Annotated in this window: 17 protein-coding genes and 1 other RNA gene; 10 read left to right on the top strand and 8 right to left on the bottom strand. The window is 40.7% G+C overall.

Annotated features, from left to right (window positions below; translation table 11 throughout):
- The first annotated feature begins 18 nt into the window (after positions 1-18).
- The gene (locus AACW06_RS00195) at positions 19-477 is read left to right on the top strand and encodes an Lrp/AsnC family transcriptional regulator (protein ID WP_192073509.1); all 459 of its coding nucleotides are present in this window, start codon (positions 19-21) and stop codon (positions 475-477) included.
- A 63-nt stretch (positions 478-540) separates the two neighbouring features.
- Here AACW06_RS00195 and tesB read toward each other — a convergent pair whose 3' ends face one another.
- The gene (gene tesB / locus AACW06_RS00190; protein ID WP_192073508.1) at positions 541-1,401 is read right to left on the bottom strand and encodes an acyl-CoA thioesterase II; all 861 of its coding nucleotides are present in this window, start codon (positions 1,399-1,401) and stop codon (positions 541-543) included.
- 137 nt (positions 1,402-1,538) lie between these two features.
- Between tesB and AACW06_RS00185 the strand changes: the two genes are divergently transcribed.
- On the top strand, positions 1,539-1,970 hold the full coding sequence (locus tag AACW06_RS00185) for a YbaY family lipoprotein (protein WP_192073507.1): 432 nt from the start codon (positions 1,539-1,541) through the stop codon (positions 1,968-1,970).
- A gap of 29 nt (positions 1,971-1,999) precedes the next feature.
- On the opposite strand, the gene AACW06_RS00180 is transcribed toward AACW06_RS00185, so the two are convergent.
- Complete coding sequence (locus AACW06_RS00180; RefSeq protein ID WP_192073506.1) at positions 2,000-2,302, bottom strand: MGMT family protein; 303 nt, start codon at positions 2,300-2,302, stop codon at positions 2,000-2,002.
- Positions 2,303-2,354: 52 nt separating this feature from the next.
- Between AACW06_RS00180 and AACW06_RS00175 the strand changes: the two genes are divergently transcribed.
- The 6 genes from AACW06_RS00175 to AACW06_RS00150 all read left to right on the top strand — a co-directional run bounded on the left by AACW06_RS00175 (position 2,355) and on the right by AACW06_RS00150 (position 9,140).
- Positions 2,355-3,092 (top strand): hypothetical protein, encoded by a 738-nt coding sequence (locus AACW06_RS00175; RefSeq protein WP_192073505.1) that lies wholly within the window; start codon positions 2,355-2,357, stop codon positions 3,090-3,092.
- A 128-nt stretch (positions 3,093-3,220) separates the two neighbouring features.
- Positions 3,221-5,242, top strand: a complete 2,022-nt coding sequence (locus AACW06_RS00170) for a GGDEF domain-containing protein (protein WP_192073504.1) — start codon at positions 3,221-3,223, stop codon at positions 5,240-5,242.
- Positions 5,243-5,405: 163 nt separating this feature from the next.
- Positions 5,406-5,502, top strand: an RNA gene (ffs, locus tag AACW06_RS00165) — signal recognition particle sRNA small type.
- Positions 5,503-5,624: 122 nt separating this feature from the next.
- Positions 5,625-6,248, top strand: coding sequence for a TnsA endonuclease N-terminal domain-containing protein (locus tag AACW06_RS00160; protein ID WP_192073503.1), 624 nt, complete (start codon positions 5,625-5,627; stop codon positions 6,246-6,248).
- A 1-nt stretch (position 6,249) separates the two neighbouring features.
- Entirely contained in the window at positions 6,250-8,157 is a 1,908-nt protein-coding gene (locus AACW06_RS00155) for a Mu transposase C-terminal domain-containing protein (protein WP_192073502.1), read from the top strand.
- Positions 8,154-9,140: a TniB family NTP-binding protein gene (locus tag AACW06_RS00150; protein WP_192073501.1), complete on the top strand. Its 987-nt coding sequence runs from the start codon at positions 8,154-8,156 to the stop codon at positions 9,138-9,140. Before AACW06_RS00155 ends, AACW06_RS00150 begins: the two co-directional genes overlap by 4 nt.
- A gap of 2 nt (positions 9,141-9,142) precedes the next feature.
- On the opposite strand, the gene AACW06_RS00145 is transcribed toward AACW06_RS00150, so the two are convergent.
- Entirely contained in the window at positions 9,143-9,445 is a 303-nt protein-coding gene (locus tag AACW06_RS00145; protein WP_050907887.1) for a helix-turn-helix domain-containing protein, read from the bottom strand.
- 83 nt (positions 9,446-9,528) lie between these two features.
- On the opposite strand from AACW06_RS00145, the gene AACW06_RS00140 reads away from it, so the two are divergent.
- Positions 9,529-10,098 carry a hypothetical protein gene (locus tag AACW06_RS00140; RefSeq protein ID WP_192073500.1) on the top strand — a complete coding sequence of 190 codons (570 nt, stop codon included), beginning with the start codon at positions 9,529-9,531 and terminating at the stop codon, positions 10,096-10,098.
- A gap of 109 nt (positions 10,099-10,207) precedes the next feature.
- The gene (locus AACW06_RS00135) at positions 10,208-10,513 is read left to right on the top strand and encodes a hypothetical protein (protein WP_178310196.1); all 306 of its coding nucleotides are present in this window, start codon (positions 10,208-10,210) and stop codon (positions 10,511-10,513) included.
- A 362-nt stretch (positions 10,514-10,875) separates the two neighbouring features.
- Here AACW06_RS00135 and AACW06_RS00130 read toward each other — a convergent pair whose 3' ends face one another.
- The 5 genes from AACW06_RS00130 to AACW06_RS00110 all read right to left on the bottom strand — a co-directional run bounded on the left by AACW06_RS00130 (position 10,876) and on the right by AACW06_RS00110 (position 18,141).
- Positions 10,876-12,051, bottom strand: coding sequence for a hypothetical protein (locus AACW06_RS00130; protein WP_192073499.1), 1,176 nt, complete (start codon positions 12,049-12,051; stop codon positions 10,876-10,878).
- Between the two features lie 47 nt (positions 12,052-12,098).
- A complete protein-coding gene (locus tag AACW06_RS00125; protein WP_192073498.1) occupies positions 12,099-13,127 on the bottom strand; it encodes a nucleoid-associated protein in 1,029 nt (342 codons plus the stop codon).
- Between the two features lie 830 nt (positions 13,128-13,957).
- Positions 13,958-16,291: an AAA family ATPase gene (locus tag AACW06_RS00120; RefSeq protein WP_192073497.1), complete on the bottom strand. Its 2,334-nt coding sequence runs from the start codon at positions 16,289-16,291 to the stop codon at positions 13,958-13,960.
- Positions 16,266-16,931, bottom strand: coding sequence for an ABC-three component system middle component 1 (locus tag AACW06_RS00115; protein WP_192073496.1), 666 nt, complete (start codon positions 16,929-16,931; stop codon positions 16,266-16,268). Before AACW06_RS00115 ends, AACW06_RS00120 begins: the two co-directional genes overlap by 26 nt.
- Positions 16,912-18,141, bottom strand: a complete 1,230-nt coding sequence (locus tag AACW06_RS00110; protein WP_028303909.1) for an ABC-three component system protein — start codon at positions 18,139-18,141, stop codon at positions 16,912-16,914. Before AACW06_RS00110 ends, AACW06_RS00115 begins: the two co-directional genes overlap by 20 nt.
- Between the last annotated feature and the right edge of the window lie 230 nt (positions 18,142-18,371).

Below are 18,371 nucleotides of genomic sequence, written 5' to 3'. Positions count from 1 at the left end.
TCCTTTTTTGGTGAAAAGATGGAACTTGATAAAGTTGATAGGATGATTCTCTCATTACTGCAACAAAACAGTACCTTATCACTCAATGATTTGGCTGAAGCGGTAAACCTGACGACAACTCCTTGCTGGAAGCGATTGAAAAAATTAGAAGAATCCGGTGTGATCGCCAAGAAAGTGGCGTTGTTAGACCCTGAGAAGCTGGACCTAAGTTTTACGGCGTTTGTACTCATAAAAACCAGTGACCATTCACATGAATGGTATAGCCGTTTTGTTGCGACAGTTTCGGAATACCCAGAAATCATGGAATTTTATCGAATGGCCGGAGAATATGATTACATGATGAAAGTGCTGGTAAAAGACATGAAGTGTTTTGATCAGTTTTATAAAAAACTGGTCAATAGCGTTGAAGGTATCAGTAATGTTACGTCAACCTTTGCTATGGAGTCGTTGAAATATACCACTCAATTACCTTTATGAGCGGAGCCAGTTACTCAAACAAAAAAGCTTTATCCTTGGTGAAGGTAAAGCCTTAGTTGGTTGCTATTTGGTAAAGCGCATGACGCCTTCTTGAACGGCTGTTGCGACTAAGTCACCTTGACGGTTATAGATTTCCCCTCGAACTAATCCGCGTGTGTTACTAGCTGTTGGGCTTTCTATAGCGTAGAGCAACCACTCATCCATTTTGAAGGGGCGATGGAACCAGATGGAATGATCGATGGTCGCAACCTGAAAATTAGGTGTCATCAAAGAGACTTCATGTGGGTGTAGTGCAGTCACTAAAAACCCCCAGTCTGAGGCATAACCCATCAGGTATTGGTGGATCAATTGGTTGTCGGGCAGTGCGCCATTAGCTCTAATCCAAAGGTATTGTTTTGGCTCTGCTTTTTTGGGTTTCAATGGGTTAATCACAGTGACAGGGCGTATTTCTATCGCTTTTTCACCGCAGAACATTTTCTTTACCTTCTCTGGTAAAAATTGAGCGATTTGCTCGGCTAACTCTGACTCGGATGCAAAATTTTCCGGCCCTGGGATATTGGGCATGGTGTTTTGATGCTCAAATCCTGGGGCTTCACCATGGTACGAAGCGGTGAGATAAAAAATAGGGCGGCCATTTTGAATCGCTTTGACTCGGCGTGTACTAAAGCTACGGCCGTCTCTGAGATTCTCTACATCGTATACAATTGGCTTTTCAGGATCACCAGGGTAGAGAAAATAACTGTGGAACGAGTGAACGGTACGGTCTGACTCTACGGTGTAACGAGCAGCTGAGAGAGCCTGACCAATGACCTGCCCACCATAAACTTGTGGCAAGCCTAAATTTTCACTTGCACCCCGATATAGCCCTTCTTCTAATTTTTCGAGTTGCAGTAAATCTAATAGTTCATTTAGTGGCTTACTCATAGATCCTCACCTAATTATCAATATCTTTATTGTATTTTTTACTGAGTCATTATTTTGTCAATATCTAAAAGCTTATATGACAGAAAAGTGAACCATGCCTATACTCACCGACAATTCAATATCATAAGTGAGGTTTTATGAAAAAGGCATGGTTATTAATCGTATCAGCAGCTCTAGGTTTGGTTCTAGTTGGTTGTCAGTCATCACCAAAACTATCTTCCGCGAAACCAATCCAAACTATTACTGGAACGGTAGCGTATCGTGAGCGAATTGCATTGCCGGACCACACATTAGTTACCGTGACGCTACAAGATGTGTCATTAGCGGATGCACCAGCCCCAATCATTGCTAAGCACCGCTTTGAAACCAATGGCATGCAAGTGCCGTTTGAATTTGATTTAGCTTTTGACAGCAGAAAAATTGATGCACGTCATACCTATAGCGTAAGCGCTCGTATTGAAATTGACGGGAAACTTCGCTTTATCACGGATACGCATTATGCCGTAATTACTGATGAGAATAACACTAAACATGTCAATTTGCGTTTGATTGGTGTCGGCAGCAAATAAAAAAGTTAACGAATAATAAATGGCAGCATTTATGGCTGCCATTTATAGAGCCGTAATTTAACTTTACCACTTTCCGTAACCTCGACCCCTTCTGCGATAAGCTTTCGTTTTTGACGTTCTAAATCATCAGCTTTCAAGGATATTTCCCCTTTACTATTAATAACCCTATACCAAGGTAATTTACTGCTTTCTGGTATGCGGCTTAAAGCCTTGCCGACGTGGCGAGCATAGCCGGGGTAGCCTGCTAAATGTGCAATTTCACCATAGGTTGTTACTCTTCCTTCTGGAATTTGGTGAATCACCGCAAAGATCTGTGCTAAAAATTGGTCCATACTAATAATGTCCTAGTTCGATTGTTACCAAGGAACGGTATAAGGAGAGGGCATGCTATTTTCAACATTTCAATTTCTGATCACAACAGCGTTAGCTGTAGTTTGCGCGCGCGCCATCGGTTTAAGTGACGGTAACATTCCCGTTTTGGCCGTTGTCATTCCTGCTTTGTGGATTTTGCCACAAGGTGGAGTGGCAGGTTTAGTACTTCTTGCAGCGATGACAATATACGGCTTTACGTTGTCTTATCAACCGATTGCTTTATCCGTTAGTATTTGGGTGCTGCTGCCATTATTGATGGTGGCATTTTCCAAGCGAAGTCGGCTTGGAGTTGTATTAATCAGTGCGCTTATTGTTGTCACTCTGCAAGTGGGTATTATTGTTACGCAGTCGGCAGGAAAACTGGGCGGTACTGGTTGGTTAACCATCATTCAAACCTTGTCGGTGATACTGGTCTGGTGGGCAGCTTCACATTGGAAACCCTCAAATAAACATCGCTGGTGGGCTCTATGTCTGTTATTACCCTTGTGGATGGCGGACTTCTCTTATGCGGTGCTGATTGCACTCAGCATCATTGGTATCATGGCATCGATGGAAAGTTTAACTAAACTTACCACGTTTAGTTGGAACCCTTTACTGTGTTGGACATTGCCTACTGTCGGCTTTGCAACTTTGGTTGTGTCACCAACGAGCGAGGTACCTAGCTCGGTATTTGTGGTTTGGATCTGCCTATTGTGTACGGCGTGGATGACGGATTATTTGCTCAAAAGCACAGAAGAGCAAATAGAATAAACGTGAATGCAAAATCACATTTAGTGCAAATTCATAGACAGTAATGTTAGCTCATACTTATGTATACCAACGGCATTGGTATATGATGTTTTTATCAAAAAAAACAGATAAAAATAATGTTACACGTCATGTTTAAAGCTTTTTTACATCTTTGTCTTTTGGGGTTGATATTAGCGGCTACTATCGCGGTGTCAGCCCCGATAGTAAGTGATAAAACCTACCGCGTTGCCACAGAAGCTGATGATGTCGTCACTCGCGTTTTGTTTGATGCCGTTGCTTACCAATTCCATCTTGATATTGACTATGTCAATTACCCCAGTTTTGATGCGATTTTAAAATCGGTTGAGTCTGGTGAAAGTGATTTTGCCGCGAACGTTACCTATACCAATGAGCGTGCCGAACGATTCGACTTTTCTAGCCCAACCAATATTGAATACACTTACGTATTCAGTCATATCAATGTTAAGTTGAATGAAATGAGAACTGTAGGCGTGCCGAAAGGGACCATTTATGGAACATTGATCCGCGCTCATTATCCTCACATTGAATTAATTGAATATGATGGTGCCATTGAAGCAAAAGCATTACTCAAAGCGGCAAAAGTGGATGGTGTAGTTGATGCGATTAATCAGCTAAAACCAATGTTGATGGAAGGTCTTGATGCACAGTTGCTTAATGATCAATTACCTATTCAACCCGTTTCAATCATTACACCTAAAGAACAGAATGCATTATTGTTGAAGCAAATTGAGTCGTATGTACATTCTGCTGTTGTGCAAAAATTATTACGTGAGTCGGTACAGAAATACCAATTTGATATTCGGAAACAGGCATTGCGCCAGTCCGTTATCGACAGCGGGCTCAATGTGCAGCGACCATTAAAAGTAAAGTTAGAAAATGTTATTCAATTTGCGCAATATCAACGCAACGGTGAGGTCAAAGGGATCAGTGCGGATATTGTATTTCAAGCGTGTGATATCTTACTGCTTAAATGTCAATTAGTCAGTACGGCTGATGAAACATGGGAAAGCATGTATGGTGATTTACTTGATAAACATATTGATATTCTTGCCCCGGTTACGATTTCTCAACAGCGGAAAAGTCTGCTTTACTTCAGCGACAGTTACTATCGACCAGAAGCTATTTTGGTCAAGCGTGAAAACTACAAAGATAATGTCTATAGCAATGTATCTGAACTAGTGGTAGAGCGTATAGGTGTGATTAAAGATGATTTTTTTGAAGAACTACTTAACGGAATGTTACCGCATAAAACATTAAACGTTTATCAAACGCAAGATCAACAGATCAAAGCGCTGTTAAATAAAGACGTTGATTATGTCATTTTAAGCCGAGCCAATTTCAACCAGGTGCTGCGTGAAGCGGATAACTTATTACCTTTGGTCGAAGATATTTTAATCGGTAGTTTTTATTCTTCTGATATTGCTATTGGATTTCCTAAAAATAGTATGGGAGCCTCACTTGCTCCGCTGTTTTCTCGTGCTATTAAGATGATTGATACCCAAAAAATTATTAATAGCTATGACTATCAACCAGATTGGCGTGCCACGCTAGCCGTAGAGCAAGCATTTTCACGACAAACTCAATGGTTGTTTATGTTGGTGCTCGGTTTTCTATCCATTGTCGCTCTGTACCTTCATTCGCAATCAAACACGGATAACTTAACTAAACTGCGTAACCGCCGAGCGCTGTATAGCCGCTACTCCGGAGGATTAAATCGTTACGTAACACTGATCTATTTAGACGTGAACAACTTTAAACCGATTAACGACAATTATGGGCATGAAGTGGGAGATGAAGTTCTTAAATCACTAGCCGGTCGTATCAATAATATCTGGCGCGGTCGCAGCTATCGCATTGGTGGTGATGAGTTTATCCTTATCGGCCAATATAATAATGACTCGCTCTCTTCCATTCTAAAGCAGTTAGAATCATTCTTATTTATTGATGAGAAGAGAGGTTTAAGCATTGAAGTGAATGTGGCGATTGGTGTATCAAACCAACGCGATCATTTCATGAGTTTGCAAGATGTACTTCATGAAACCGATATTGCAATGTACCAAGCAAAACATCGATATACAGAGCTCAAATCTACTCCAAAACTAAAAGTGATAGATACATCAACTCGTTAATAAAGGGTAAATATGTATTTTTGCTTCCCGAATTGTTTAAATGCTAGTCACTTAAAACCAAATGACGAAATCTGTCAGGATTTCGGCTTGCATTAGTCAGAGTGATGCTTGATAATCCTCGCACTCTTTGGTGATTCAAACCAAGATAAAAAATCTATGGAGGCCCTGGTCCTCCCGCAACAATAGCTCGTGAACTCGGTCAGGTCCGGAAGGAAGCAGCCGCAGCGAGTGACTTGTGTGCCGGGATGTGGCTGGGGCTTCCACCCTTCTTGTCGCTGAAAGTATATCCTGTCCCAAAAAAAACATAAGATGTCCTTTTAAAACTCATAAAGTGTCCTAAACTTATTTTGGTTGTTTTATTACAACGAAATGAGGACAGGTTATGTACGTTCGCAATCTCAGAAAACCATCTGCAAACAAAAACGTTTATAAGTTTGTTAGTGCCAAAAATGGCTGTACCATCATGTGTGAAAGTTCACTGGAATATGATTGTTGCTACCATTTAGAATATTCCGATGATGTTGTTCGCTACGAGTCACAACCGAAAGGTTATCGATTCTCTTATCAAGGGAAAGAACGTCCTTATACTCCTGATTTTTTGGTACATAAAAAAGATGGAACGTCCTATTTCCTCGAAGTAAAACCACTATCAAAAACATTTAGTTCTGAATTCCAAGATATGTTTCGTCAGAAGCAAGCCGTTGCAACCGTGTTGGGAGCTCCTCTACTATTGGTAACAGAAAGACAAATTCGCGGCAGTGCTTATCTGGCTAACTTAAAGCTGGTACATCGATATAACGGTTGCATTGAAAATTCGGAGCATCTCGAAAGTATTTGGGCTGTTCTTAATCAATCGATATCCATCCGTATCAAGTCACTTTCAACGTTACTGAATCTATCGACAGGTGAAATTTTGGCTTCAGTGTTTCGTTTGATAGGGCTTGGAAGAGTAAAAGCGAAGCTGGACACTTTACTTGACGAACATTCAGTGATTTCGGTGGCCTAGCATGTCGTTCGGGCCGTTTAAGGATGAGTTTGGCTCCATCACCGATGAAGTCAAACAACAGCATGATGCGAGTCCAGAAGCGAAGTTAGCTCATCTCAAATATGCATCCCTTACAGCTACAAAAGTTATTGAACGAGACCTTTCTTCTTTTCCTGAAGACCAAAAACAAAAAGCACTGGAACGTTACAGGCTAATCTCTTTGATCGCTAAAGAGATAAAAGGCGGTTGGACGCCTAAAAATCTTAATCCCCTTATCGATAAGAATATCGTTGGCCTGTCGATACCCAAACCCAGTGATCGAACGGTAAAGCGTTGGTACAAAGCGTTTTGTGAAAATAATGGTGATATTAAAAGCCTTGTCGATAGCCATCATTTAAAAGGGAATCGCCAACCTCGTGTGTGTAATGATGAGCCATTTTTCATTGAGGCTGTTGAACGATTTCTAGATGCTGTTCGTCCTTCTTATGCCAAAGCTTATCGGGTCTATGATGACTTAATTGAAATTGAAAATAGCACTATCGTTTCCGGCAAGATAACTGCGGTCACTTATCAAGCGTTCAAGGAGCGGTTGAAGAAGCTTCCCCCTTATACCGTTGCCCTAAAACGACATGGTAAGTATTACGCAGATAAATTATTTAACTACTATGAATCGGTAAAAATGCCGACGCGAATACTTGAGCGTGTGGAGATCGACCACACACCACTTGATTTAATCTTACTTGATGATGAACTTCTTATTCCATTGGGACGAGCGTATTTAACATTACTTGTTGATGTTTTTAGTGGTTGTATCATTGGGTTCCATCTTGGTTTTAAAGCACCTAGTTACATATCAGTATCAAAGGCAATTATCCACTCAGTTAAAACGAAGGCGTATGTCAATGAATTGCCTATTGAATTGGGTAATCAATGGCTTTGCCACGGTAAAATTGAAAACCTCGTCGTTGATAATGGCGCGGAATTTTGGTCTAACAGTTTAGATCAAGCTTGTACCGAAGGTGGTATTAATATCATCTATAACAAAGTGCGTAGACCTTGGTTAAAGCCTTTTGTTGAAAGAAAGTTTGGAGAATTAATTCAAGGTATCGTCGGATGGATTCCTGGTAAAACATTTTCGAATGTACTTGAGAAGGAAGACTATGATCCACAAAAAGACGCGGTAATGCGTTTTGGCGTTTTTGTTGAAGAACTACATCGTTGGATTATTGATGTACACAATGCGTCGGCAGATAGTAGGAATACAAGAATACCAAATTATCATTGGCAAAAGAGTGAAGATGTATTGCCACCGCCTACGCTAAGTGAGAGTGATGAGAAAAAATTCCGTGTCATTATGGGACTATTTGATAAAAGGACATTAACTAGTCAAGGTATAAAATATAAACACTTAATGTACGATAATGTGGCTTTAGAGCATTATAGGAAGCAGTATCCGCTATCCAAAGATAGCAAGATGAAAACGATTAAGATTGACCCTGATGATTTATCCAGAATTTTCGTATTTCTTGATGAAATGGGTGGTTATATCGAAGTACCTTGTAAATATGACCCATTGGGTTACACCAATAAACTTAGCCTTTGTGAGCATATAAGAACAGTAAAAGTACATCGAGATTTTATAAAAGGTCAAGTCGATTCGTTATCGCTAGCGAAAGCGCGTCAGGCTTTGCATGAAAGAATCAAGTTAGAACATGAAAACATACGGCAAATGTCTTTACCTCAGCGCTCTAAGAAAGCTAAAAACGGTAAGAAAATGGCTGAACTTGCTGGCGTTAACAGCGATAGCCCCAAATCTATAACTGCCGATTATCAGATAGAAGAGAGCATACAACCAAGCGAATCAACACCCGTTGATGACCTTCAATCACTTTGGAACAAACGTCGAGCATTGAGGAAGTCAAACAAGTGAAAACACTTCATTCAACGAACAACGACGTCGATTTATTACTAGCGGAGTTCCATCAGTCATTTGTCGTATATCCTGATGTTGAAAAGGTGTTTGAAGGTTTAGATTGGATTGTCCGCCGCAGCCAGTTTGGTAAGTTTGCTCCTTCAATGCTGATTACTGGTGGGACAGGTGCGGGTAAGACTTCAGTCGTTGAAATCTATTTGAACAACCATTTTTCCGCTTCAGAAATTTTGATAACAAGAGTCAGGCCAAGCTTTGTTGAAACATTAGTTTGGGCAATTGAAAAGCTGAATGTTCCTTACAACAGTCGGTCGAAACGTTCTGAGATTGGCCTACAAGATTATTTCATCGATAGTGTTAAGAAATCTAAACTTAAGCTGTTGGTCATAGAAGAAGCTCAAGAACTGTTTGAGTGCGCATCTCCCAAAGAAAGGCAAAAAATACGTGACCGACTAAAGATGATCAGTGATGAATGCCGGTTACCTATCGTCTTTATAGGTATTCCTACCGCCAAACTTATTTTGGAAGACTCCCAATGGGACAGACGAATTATGGTGAAGCGAGACTTACCATATATCCGAATAATGAACGAAGAGTCTCTTGATGTTTACATAGCTTTATTAGAAGGGATTGAGCAACAGTTACCGATTCCTGTATCTCCAGAGTTATCGGATATGGATATCGCTATGCGTTTGCTCGCTGCTAGCAAAGGAATGTTAGGTAATATCAAAGAATTGATTGGTTATGCACTTGAATTGGCGTTACTTTCCGGGCAAAGCCAAATGACGATATTGGAGTTTACACAATCGTTTCAAACTATTTATGGTTCGGATACCTCAAACCCTTTTGAATGCGAGCTTGAAAAGTTATTGATCCCACAGATCATAGAATACGAAGGTTACTTAATCGATCCTGATAGTGGTGACATCAAATTTACTCAACAGATATTTGCGGATGTGCCGTTAACCGACTTATTGCGTTAGACTCATTTCTTGGTGGTCAGTTTTTCCAACAAGCCCTGTTTCTCTTCATCACTCAATTTATCAATTAAGCAGACCAACTCAGCAGTTACATCGTCTTTACAAAAGAAATAATTCAACGGCACACCCAATTCTTCAGCCATACGCGATAACGTTCCGATATCTGGAACATGACGGCCCTTTTCGTAATGGTTCATTCGACCACTTGCCGAGCTTTCTTCCATACCTATTTTTACACCCAAGTCTTTTTGGGTAATTTTGGCTTTTTTACGCGCTGCTTTGAGCCTCGCAGGGATTGGGTTTTCCACTTAGACATTCTTTTTTGTACCTATAGATAACTTAGATTGTCTAAGTTTTGCTTATTTTTGTATACTTAGCAATCCTAAGTTTTATGTCTATTTATGCAATCGTTATGAAGCAAATAAAAAGGCTGAGCAAGCCTGCATGTAACTTTCTGATTAAGAAGGGGATTAATGAGTCTACTAATGTTCAGGCACAGGATGGGATGGTGAAAAAAACGGAGCACTCCAAGGGTATATATGAAGATGATGAGTATGTTTATCACCAGATAAGTGACCAAGTTATAAACGGCTATCTTGAGAAAAAAGGGGAGGAGCAACACAAACGGTGTGCAAAAACAGGATTGTGTGAACAGATGACCTTTGTTTCAGAAGTCGAAGCAACGAAAGCAGAGGAGACTATCAATAAAGAGTCTTGTTCTTACTCGGAATTGTTAAGTTTAGAGAAAGAACGGGATCAATATCTTGAGAGGTTATCTGTGTTGTTAGCAGAGGAAGAAGAATATGCAGAGCTAATTCAACGCTTCCCTCACACAGAGGATCTACTGCAACCAATAATTGCAAACGCCAACTACCGTTCCGCAACTGTGCTTGGAAAAATAAATGCTTTAACTTCAGCTCTGGAAGTTCTTCAAACAACAGAAAACACAATATGCGAATAACCTCGGTGGAAAATATATCGCTCAGGACTAAAAGTCTGTTTGGGGCTCCTCATTCTCATGACACAAGAATTGGGTAAAGTATCAACTAGTATTATTTTAAGGAGTATAAATGTTCTATATCGGTGTTAGCCATTATTACGCGACAGGAGAGGGCGTAGTAATTTATGTTGCTAGTGGTAGTGAAAAAGAAATACGATCAGCTATTCCTGAGTACTTTCATCAAGGACTCACTATTTTAACCCCTTCAGAGTGGCTAAAAGCCGAAGCTGGGGACTATGAAGATGAATACCACCAATCGGATGTAGAAGTTCTTCAAACCTATTTGCCAGTTTTATGGAGTCAAATTGAAGAAAGAGCTTTAGGAAGAGGGTGTGGTCTGGATTTTTATATGAAACATCATTTTAACTACTCCTAATGTAGGTTAGCTAATTTCAATTGAGGGAAGCTCACAACTAAGTTGAATGGTCTGTAACCATCCCCCTCTTACTCAGCTACCTACACTGGAACTATTGAGCAAATAGAAACGTTAATGTCTTGGAACATGATGGTTAAAGATTAGATTGTTGTGGTTGGGATATTAGCTATGCTAAGTAATTAGCGCTTATAAACTATCAAGACCTGAAATACTTAGCGGCGTACTTTTCTAGCCAGAATTAATTGTATTAGTCGATACAAACAAAAAGCCTTCGACAATGTCAAAGGCTTTTCTAACCTGTACTAGTTCAAACCTGATTATGAGCAGCATAGCGCCTCTAGTAATATGTTTATTGTGATAATTTATCCAGCTACTATGGGAAGCGTAATCGCTTTGTATGTGACCAGCACTGTAAAACCAAGTAATACGATAGCAAAAATCATAGTAGCTACGAGCTTGAGCCACACTCTCAGTTTTCTTGTGTCTAGGTCCTGCTCTAATGTTCCAAGCTCACTCTTTTGCCCATCTTCAAGTTCATCACCAAGACGTTTGAACAGGTCTTTATATTCATTCTCAGTAGCACTTAATGTCGCAAACTGACCTAACAGATTCCAACAGACTACAACAACTAGGAAGAACACCATAACGCAGTACGAGATATTCTTAAAAAATTGAAGACTTTCCATCGAGCCTGTTGCTTGCATTTGAGAAGTAGCAAACCATACACCTAATGGAATCGAGAATGTTTTGGTGGCAACTTCATCAAAAATTTTATTTACTTTATCAATGTATTCTGTTGCTTTCTCTCGATACTCTTTACGAACTTTATCAAATGAATAGTTTCGAACATATTGCTCATAACTAACCAATAGCTTACTTGTAAAAGCGTTAAAATGGTTAACTAGATGAGACAATCTTGACTTAGGGTCAAGATCACTTAGTAGGTTGTAAAGGGCCTCACGAACTAAACTGTTCATCGCTTCTTTGTGCTGGTCTTTACCGAGCAACTCATCATAAAAACCAATATCGATTTCTGCACTAAGCACTGAGTTATTAAGAGACAAAGTTATGTCTAGTGGCTGACCACATAAAATAGTATATATGTTGCCTTTGTTTGTATGGGCAACATCTTTAACTAAGTTACACACTTTCGAAACATTTAGATAAGTTGTGAACTTAGCATCTTTAGAATCTTTTGTGAGAATCTCGTTGAGATCGCTGATATAGACAGCTTTAACTGGATTGAGCAGATAATCTGTATAGTTTGTTAAATCAGCCCAAGTAGAGCATATAAAGTGATCTTTGTTTTGAGCTGATTGTTTGCTTAATTCGATCTTAGCTCGATTGCACGCATTGTAGTGCTTGTCAGTAATCTCATCATTTACTGTTAAATCAAGCTTTCTAGTATCGTCTTTATAAATACCAAATGAAGCCGAGCACAGCTCAACTTCATTCAACTGCTTAAGCTTGTCAACAATATCTGCGTTAAAGTCTACATAACCAGACACGTCGTTACCGTCAACAACCACATCGGTCATCAACTCTCTTATCGACTTGTATAGCTCTAACGTCTCAATGTTCATAACTAGTCATTGTCTTTAGCTTCTCGCTGAAGGTCTATAATGCTCTGTTTTAATGTCTCTGGGATATCAGTAAAAATCAACTGTTCATTTTCAAATGTAACAGTCTTACCGAGCAATTCGTTGTCAAAGCTAATTGATACACCTTTACCACGCCCGCTTAAGCGAACATAACGTTTCAACTCTGCTGAACTAATCGCTATTTGTTCACTTAGTTGATGTTCATCGTTACGAGCAATTGCTAAGAAATCGTCAGTTGAATCAGGGAAAACCGCATTAGCGACATGTGTTAGGAGCACTTCTTTACCCGCTTTCTGTTGCTCTTGGATAAAGCTATGAGCACTATCTAATTTTGATTGCGTCTCATCACTACCTAAGCCTAGCTCAGAAGAATAAGTTTTGATCGCAGTTTTTAAAGCACTCGTTTCACGAGTTGCGGCTTGTTTATCACGCTGACACCCAATGAAAGACTCAAAGTAATCACGCATTTCAACGGAACGACCTGTCTTGAACTTGATGTAACGACTGCTCAAGTCCTCTTCCCAGTCAGTTAAGTTGATAGAAGCACCTAAGTGTAAGCGGTTAAGGTCTATGATTGTAGCTGAACTTAAATCAAGATCTTTACTAGCGTTAATACCGTCAATTCGATTTAATACGGTAATTGCTAACAATGTATTCTCACGATACTCATACATGTAGAATGCGAGTATACCACCTTTTACACTTTGGAGCTTAGGCTCACTGATAATCTCAGCAAATCGTTCAGCCATGTCCTTGGTAGTTTCAACGAAGGTTTTCTCTTTGTTATGTAGGCGCTTTAATTGCTGCTCGAAAGCTGGTTCAAGCGTCGGATCACCATCTACACCAAATTCACCAATGTTAAGCGTTGATTGAGAGAACAATTCAATTAGTTGTCCAGTTAGCTTGCTTCCCAAGCCCTCAGTGGAGTTTTCTTCATCACGCAGATTTGTTACTACAGGGGCACCATCTTTGTCACGAGTAACTTCATGAAGAATGACGTTCTTTATTGCCATGCTCTAGCCTTCATATAAAAATATTATGCATATGGTACAGTACGCTAGTATTTTCAATGAAGCATTTTGTTTGATGAAAGCAGCTTAGCTCTCAATAATATTAATTAATATGGGTAATAGTCCATATCATCACTTCACATCTGACGTCTCAGTCTAATCCTTTTAGGGAATGTGTTAATATTGGTTTTTTAAACATCATTTGCTCCACTCCGTGCTTAGCCAAGACTTCGTCATATGCGTGTGGCTTTATTGCTCTGATGTACCGTAACCTGCAATGGCTCTCACAAAGCCTTTCTTCTTGGTATACCTTTCGATGCTGGATGTTTCGTATGTCGTTGGTGCAACTCAAACATCATAGGGGGGATGTTTGAATTTACGATGTTTTGGATTCTTAACAAATTGGTATTTTGTTTGGTATGAGTGTAAGCAAAATCACTAGCGCGATAAACCTCACGATATGGAGCTTTTATTGTGGAAGCTTGTAAATAAACAGCTTGTGAAGAACCACCAACTTCATCGACGTATTTGGGTTTTTCTTTGCAGAAACATAGCTTGTTCGAATGCGTCAATTTAGTGCTTTGGTTCTGGTTCTAAAGTATTTCTATCTAGAGCCTTAAGCGAATGATGTTTTTTAACCTAGAAGCGCCCCACAGTAAGTTATGGTTGACAGAAGGTCCATTAATAGAGATCTGATTTTGCAATACTTAATCTAATGAAGGAAAGCGCAAAACCAGATCCTATTGTTGTTTTTGACATCCTCTTCAGGATGGCTAACCCATCCATATTAACATCTCGGTCACCCAGCTCTACTGCATTGCCATGGGCTGCTTTTACAAAGCATCTTTCGCCAATAGCTGCATGTTGAGTGAACTTGTATTTAAGCCTGCTCTGTTGAACCTATAGCGCATATAGGCAGAGATATCGTCCTCATGCGATGAGACAATCAACTGGCAATGCTTGAGTTCGCAACGGAGTAGGTCGGTCAAGGAAGCAACGTTAATTTCATCCAGAGATTGCGACGGATCATCAATCAAGATGAGAGGCACTTTAGCATAGACCTTGTTGAGAGAGAGAAAGAAGGCAAGGCCAAGAGCGGACACCTGACCAGAACTCATGGACATGACTGCGTCGTGTTCAGACTTCTCGGCAGTCAGAAATCTCAACTGTGTACCTTCGCGGCTCTCGATAAATAGGCCGAGACCACGCTGGTAGTTTTGGATCAGTCGGCCACTGTAGATATGGAATATGAGCTCAATAGCCGAAATTGTCTGGTCGGTATACCTTTGCTCTGTCTCCTTCAGTGTGTCGCGGAGCTTTTTGATTTTACCTTGTGCTTTTTGGGCCGCTAGGGTTTCTTTTTCGATAAGTTTAAGATCGGAAATACAGGTTTGGAGCCTGGCATTTTGAGCCTCGTTAGCTTTAATCGATATGTACTGCTCTTTATCCCTCAAGTCTTCAGCCGTGATTATGTAGAAATCCTGTAGGCCTTTAAAGGTGCTGTTTGTTGTTTCTCGCCAGTCCTCCGGCAGCGCTAAAGCGTCAGCTTCAATCTGTTTTTTATTCCTTAGAATCGCTTTGAGCTTTTCAAGTCGCTCATTTACTACGTCATCACTGTCCGTAAATGAGTCAGTAAATTGAATATTATCGCTTTTCAGCTTCTCCATTAGCTGGGTTATTGCCGGGAGCCGAAGCTTAATTTTGGTCAGCTCTGCATGAAGATTTGGTTCAAATGTAGGCTTGAGAACTTTCAAGCTGCCTTGGATATGGGTGTCGATGAGCTTCAGCTCAGCGTCCATAGCAGCGATAAGGTTAACTAAGTCCTTACCGTCCTTGCTTAGTGATTCAGAGATCTGCTTGGTTCTTGCTTCAATGGCATCCACCATTGATTTGTGATCTTCCCAGTCTGTGCCACAGAGAGGGCACAACTGATCATCTGGATAGGACTTCTTATGTTCATCAATCAGTTGCCTTTTCAGGCGTTCCAATTCGGCTATGACGTTCGTATTGGCGCTGCTTTTTTCACGTAGGCTATTTCGGGATTCAATTTGTAACTCAAACCACTCAAGGCGCCCATCCGCCCAGTTTGGTAGTGATTGGGCTTCTTCGACCTTGATCATCGAGGCTCCGCGCTTGATGATGGCCGCTGAACTCTCCAGTTCATCAATCCCCTTCTTGATTCCTTCAAGCCCATCAAGCTTCTCAAGGTCTTTACCGAACTGAGCTAAGCTTCTCAGAGATTCTTCGTTACGTTCGATGTCGGCATCGATTGCCTCGTTGTGAACCCTAGTTTTTATCGTGGCTTTGAGCGGTAAAAGGGCAATAATTTTTCGAATTGATTCTTGGTAGGCAGCATGATCTTCCGCTGAGTACGCTGAGAATAGGATCTCCTTGTCCCATATTGGTTGGACATCAGTCGTGGAGAGTTTTTTGTACTCAACATTACTTGTCTCTGCCTGCAATGTGCTTTTTAAGCTGGCTATCTCTTCTTGAAGTGATAAAACTTTTCCCTTGCGTTCAGGATTGTTGATGTACCTTGTGAATTTATTGTATATGGTGTTGCAGTGTTCAATCTCAGCTTCGATATCGCTGATGTTAAAGAGGTTTCCTAGTTTATCCTTGCGTTCGTCTACCCGAGTGTGTAACAGTCGGTTTTGTCCTTGCTCCAGATAGTTAAGGAAGGAGAAGTTTTCCCTGAAGTTTTTACCGAAAACTTCGTCAAGGAAGTTGTTGTCGCGTAGATTGATCTTCGCAAAGTCAGATGATTCAAATTCCGGCAGCTCGTAAAGCTTAAAGCTTTCATACTTGTCTGCACGATTGTTCGTTGGTTTTTTGAATATCGCAGCTGGGCAATGTCTTGCTAAAATAAGTTTACGTTCACCATTAATGAATTCAATTTTAATGCAGAGATCGTTCTCGCCGGAGCGATTGTTCCAGAAGAGATTGTCCGCGTAGCCCCTTTTGTTCTTGGTTAGTAAAGTAGAGAATAGGTTTTGTATTCGATTGATTTGGCCAGTGAGCAGCAGTTCAATGGCGTCGAATATGCTGGTCTTACCATAACCGTTCGGCCCGTCAAGAGTTAGCAGGGAAGACCCGCCAAGATCCAAGTAGATATGCTTGAATGCTTTGAAGCTAGAGACTTCAATCTTGGATATTTGCCAGTTCATTATTAATCATTTCCTTAATTATTTCGTCGGCGTTTACGTTTGTGACTTGCTGAATAGTCGAATACGTATCGCTCAGGCCAGCTTCTGCAACGGCCTCAGTTGCTTGCTGTCTTAAGGACACGAGGTTTCCTTGATGACTAGGTAGCTCCAAGAAAGGTAGCTTGATAAAGGTCTTCGCAGCGAAACTGTATTGTGAAGCTACAAGAGGATTTTCTTTGTAATCAATAAATTCCTTTTTGTCAGCAATCACGGATACAAGTTTGTCGTAGGTAAAATCAGTGAGAGCGCTTTCTTCAGTAATACTGTAATAGAGGACATATTTTTTATAAAAATGCGGGTCTTCCTCGATATCGAAGATTCCTTCTTCGTGCTCCTTGAACTCGGCCAAAACGTCAAGGCGATAAATACAAATCAAGTCACAGTTTTTCTTAAAGCTTGGGTTTCTGAGAAATTCCTCAGGAGCAAGCTGATTGATCTGGCTGTTCAGCTCTGCTGGTGTAATGAGTTCATCAAGATTATGTACGACAGCGAACCTAATGGCAGACCCAGAATCACGAATATAAAAACTTGTGGTGTCCAATTCACGCTTACTCTCGAAGCCATGAGCAACAAGTGCTTCATCAATGAGTTGCTTTATCATTCAGTCGACCCTCCGCGTCGTCTTTTGTCATTACGCTAATGCATAGCGACTTGGTAATGTTGCTTTCAAGCTTTTCAGTGGCCAGCTTGTCGTCGAAGTCATCCGAGTTTGTGAATTTTGTATCAAAGGTGAATGAAGCTTCCGCTTTGCTGGCTATTAGATGGTTGTACTCAAAAAGTAGTCTCAACAGGTCACCGTTGTTTTTCATTTCATGGTTCATGTCAGACTCACACTCTTCACTTTCATCTACGTCAAGCGCTGTAGGTACGTAGAACCGATTTTCGCTGTCGAGGTAATGCGGAAGATGGTTGAATGTGGGCTCCACTGAAATAGCCTGTATGAGCTTGGTGTAGCGCCTGATATCGTTCTTCTGAATGTCTTGAAACCGCTCGGATGGCTTCATCATCTGGCATAAGTTTTTTAATTCATTGATATGTGTATCGCGTATGTGCAAGCACAGGCGCCTAGCTCTTTCATAGGTGGCGTCACTCATTGTTGGTAGCGCCTGTTCTAGTCGTTCTTCTAGGTAGGTTTGAAGTCTGGCCTTCAACTCAACGGCATAGTAGTCACGATTCTGATAGGGGTTTTCGGCCAGCAATTCCTCTAGGATATCTCTTGCATTGATACGGCTCTCGTAAGCAGCTTTGTTTTCTGAAAAGCCGTCCACTTGATTTAATTTGTGATTGTGTATCGCCTTGGTACTTATTTTTTCTGAGAGTAAGCAATAGTTAAAATTTATGAGATTATCACTTACCGTGATGGACCGCTTCTCACATATTTTTTTTATTATTGCTTTGGTCAGTCCTTCAATTTCACCCAGTCCACAATGAAAATTGTCTCCGTAGCGGTAGAGTTTCACTATTTCTCCGCTAGCGCCTTTGTGATCATCGGTATTGTCTAGCTGTACGGATACGTGAAAGTAACGGGGCGTCCCTTTTATTTTGTCGTATTCGATTAACGTGGACTGCTCCAGAGCCTTGGAATAGCCACTACGATATTTACTAATCTTCGCTTTGACTTGATGGGCGGTTTGTAGCTCTCCATCTTTATAAATAGCGAAGTCGTCACTACTATCTAGCTGAAGCTCGAAGTCTAAATCACCATCATGAATAAGCTTAAGTGAATGATATAGAGCAACTTTTCCTTGATAAACGAAGCCGCTCCACGAAGATATCGCGCTGGCTGGGTATTTTTCATCTTCTTGACTCACATGAACTCCTTGCTGCCAATGTGACGGAGTCATATTACTGTATTTATGGGGGTTTCTGTACTTTATTTGGCGAACATATTCTGCATTTTCCGGTCTTTATCAAGAATATTGTCAGAATAGCTACATAATCAGTAGATACTTTCGGACCTTTTATGCCCAGACTCTGCTTATGCGAAGCTTGTGGTTTAGGACCTTTACACTTGTCGCTTCGTACCTCAAAAGTGCCAAGT

This window comes from Vibrio sp. S12_S33 (genome assembly GCF_963889785.1).
Lineage (GTDB): Bacteria > Pseudomonadota > Gammaproteobacteria > Enterobacterales > Vibrionaceae > Vibrio > Vibrio aestuarianus.
The sequence above is the reverse complement of the archived record's forward strand: the minus strand, read 5'-3'. Positions and strand labels throughout refer to the sequence as shown.

Coding starts and splice junctions, on each gene's coding strand:
- AACW06_RS00195 (WP_192073509.1), top strand. CDS start 19: ATGGAACTTGATAAAGTTGATAGGATGATTCTCTCATTACTGCAACAA.
- tesB (WP_192073508.1), bottom strand. CDS start 1,401: ATGAGTAAGCCACTAAATGAACTATTAGATTTACTGCAACTCGAAAAA.
- AACW06_RS00185 (WP_192073507.1), top strand. CDS start 1,539: ATGAAAAAGGCATGGTTATTAATCGTATCAGCAGCTCTAGGTTTGGTT.
- AACW06_RS00180 (WP_192073506.1), bottom strand. CDS start 2,302: ATGGACCAATTTTTAGCACAGATCTTTGCGGTGATTCACCAAATTCCA.
- AACW06_RS00175 (WP_192073505.1), top strand. CDS start 2,355: ATGCTATTTTCAACATTTCAATTTCTGATCACAACAGCGTTAGCTGTA.
- AACW06_RS00170 (WP_192073504.1), top strand. CDS start 3,221: ATGTTTAAAGCTTTTTTACATCTTTGTCTTTTGGGGTTGATATTAGCG.
- AACW06_RS00160 (WP_192073503.1), top strand. CDS start 5,625: ATGTACGTTCGCAATCTCAGAAAACCATCTGCAAACAAAAACGTTTAT.
- AACW06_RS00155 (WP_192073502.1), top strand. CDS start 6,250: ATGTCGTTCGGGCCGTTTAAGGATGAGTTTGGCTCCATCACCGATGAA.
- AACW06_RS00140 (WP_192073500.1), top strand. CDS start 9,529: ATGTCTATTTATGCAATCGTTATGAAGCAAATAAAAAGGCTGAGCAAG.
- AACW06_RS00135 (WP_178310196.1), top strand. CDS start 10,208: ATGTTCTATATCGGTGTTAGCCATTATTACGCGACAGGAGAGGGCGTA.
- AACW06_RS00130 (WP_192073499.1), bottom strand. CDS start 12,051: ATGACCGATGTGGTTGTTGACGGTAACGACGTGTCTGGTTATGTAGAC.
- AACW06_RS00125 (WP_192073498.1), bottom strand. CDS start 13,127: ATGGCAATAAAGAACGTCATTCTTCATGAAGTTACTCGTGACAAAGAT.
- AACW06_RS00120 (WP_192073497.1), bottom strand. CDS start 16,291: ATGAACTGGCAAATATCCAAGATTGAAGTCTCTAGCTTCAAAGCATTC.
- AACW06_RS00115 (WP_192073496.1), bottom strand. CDS start 16,931: ATGATAAAGCAACTCATTGATGAAGCACTTGTTGCTCATGGCTTCGAG.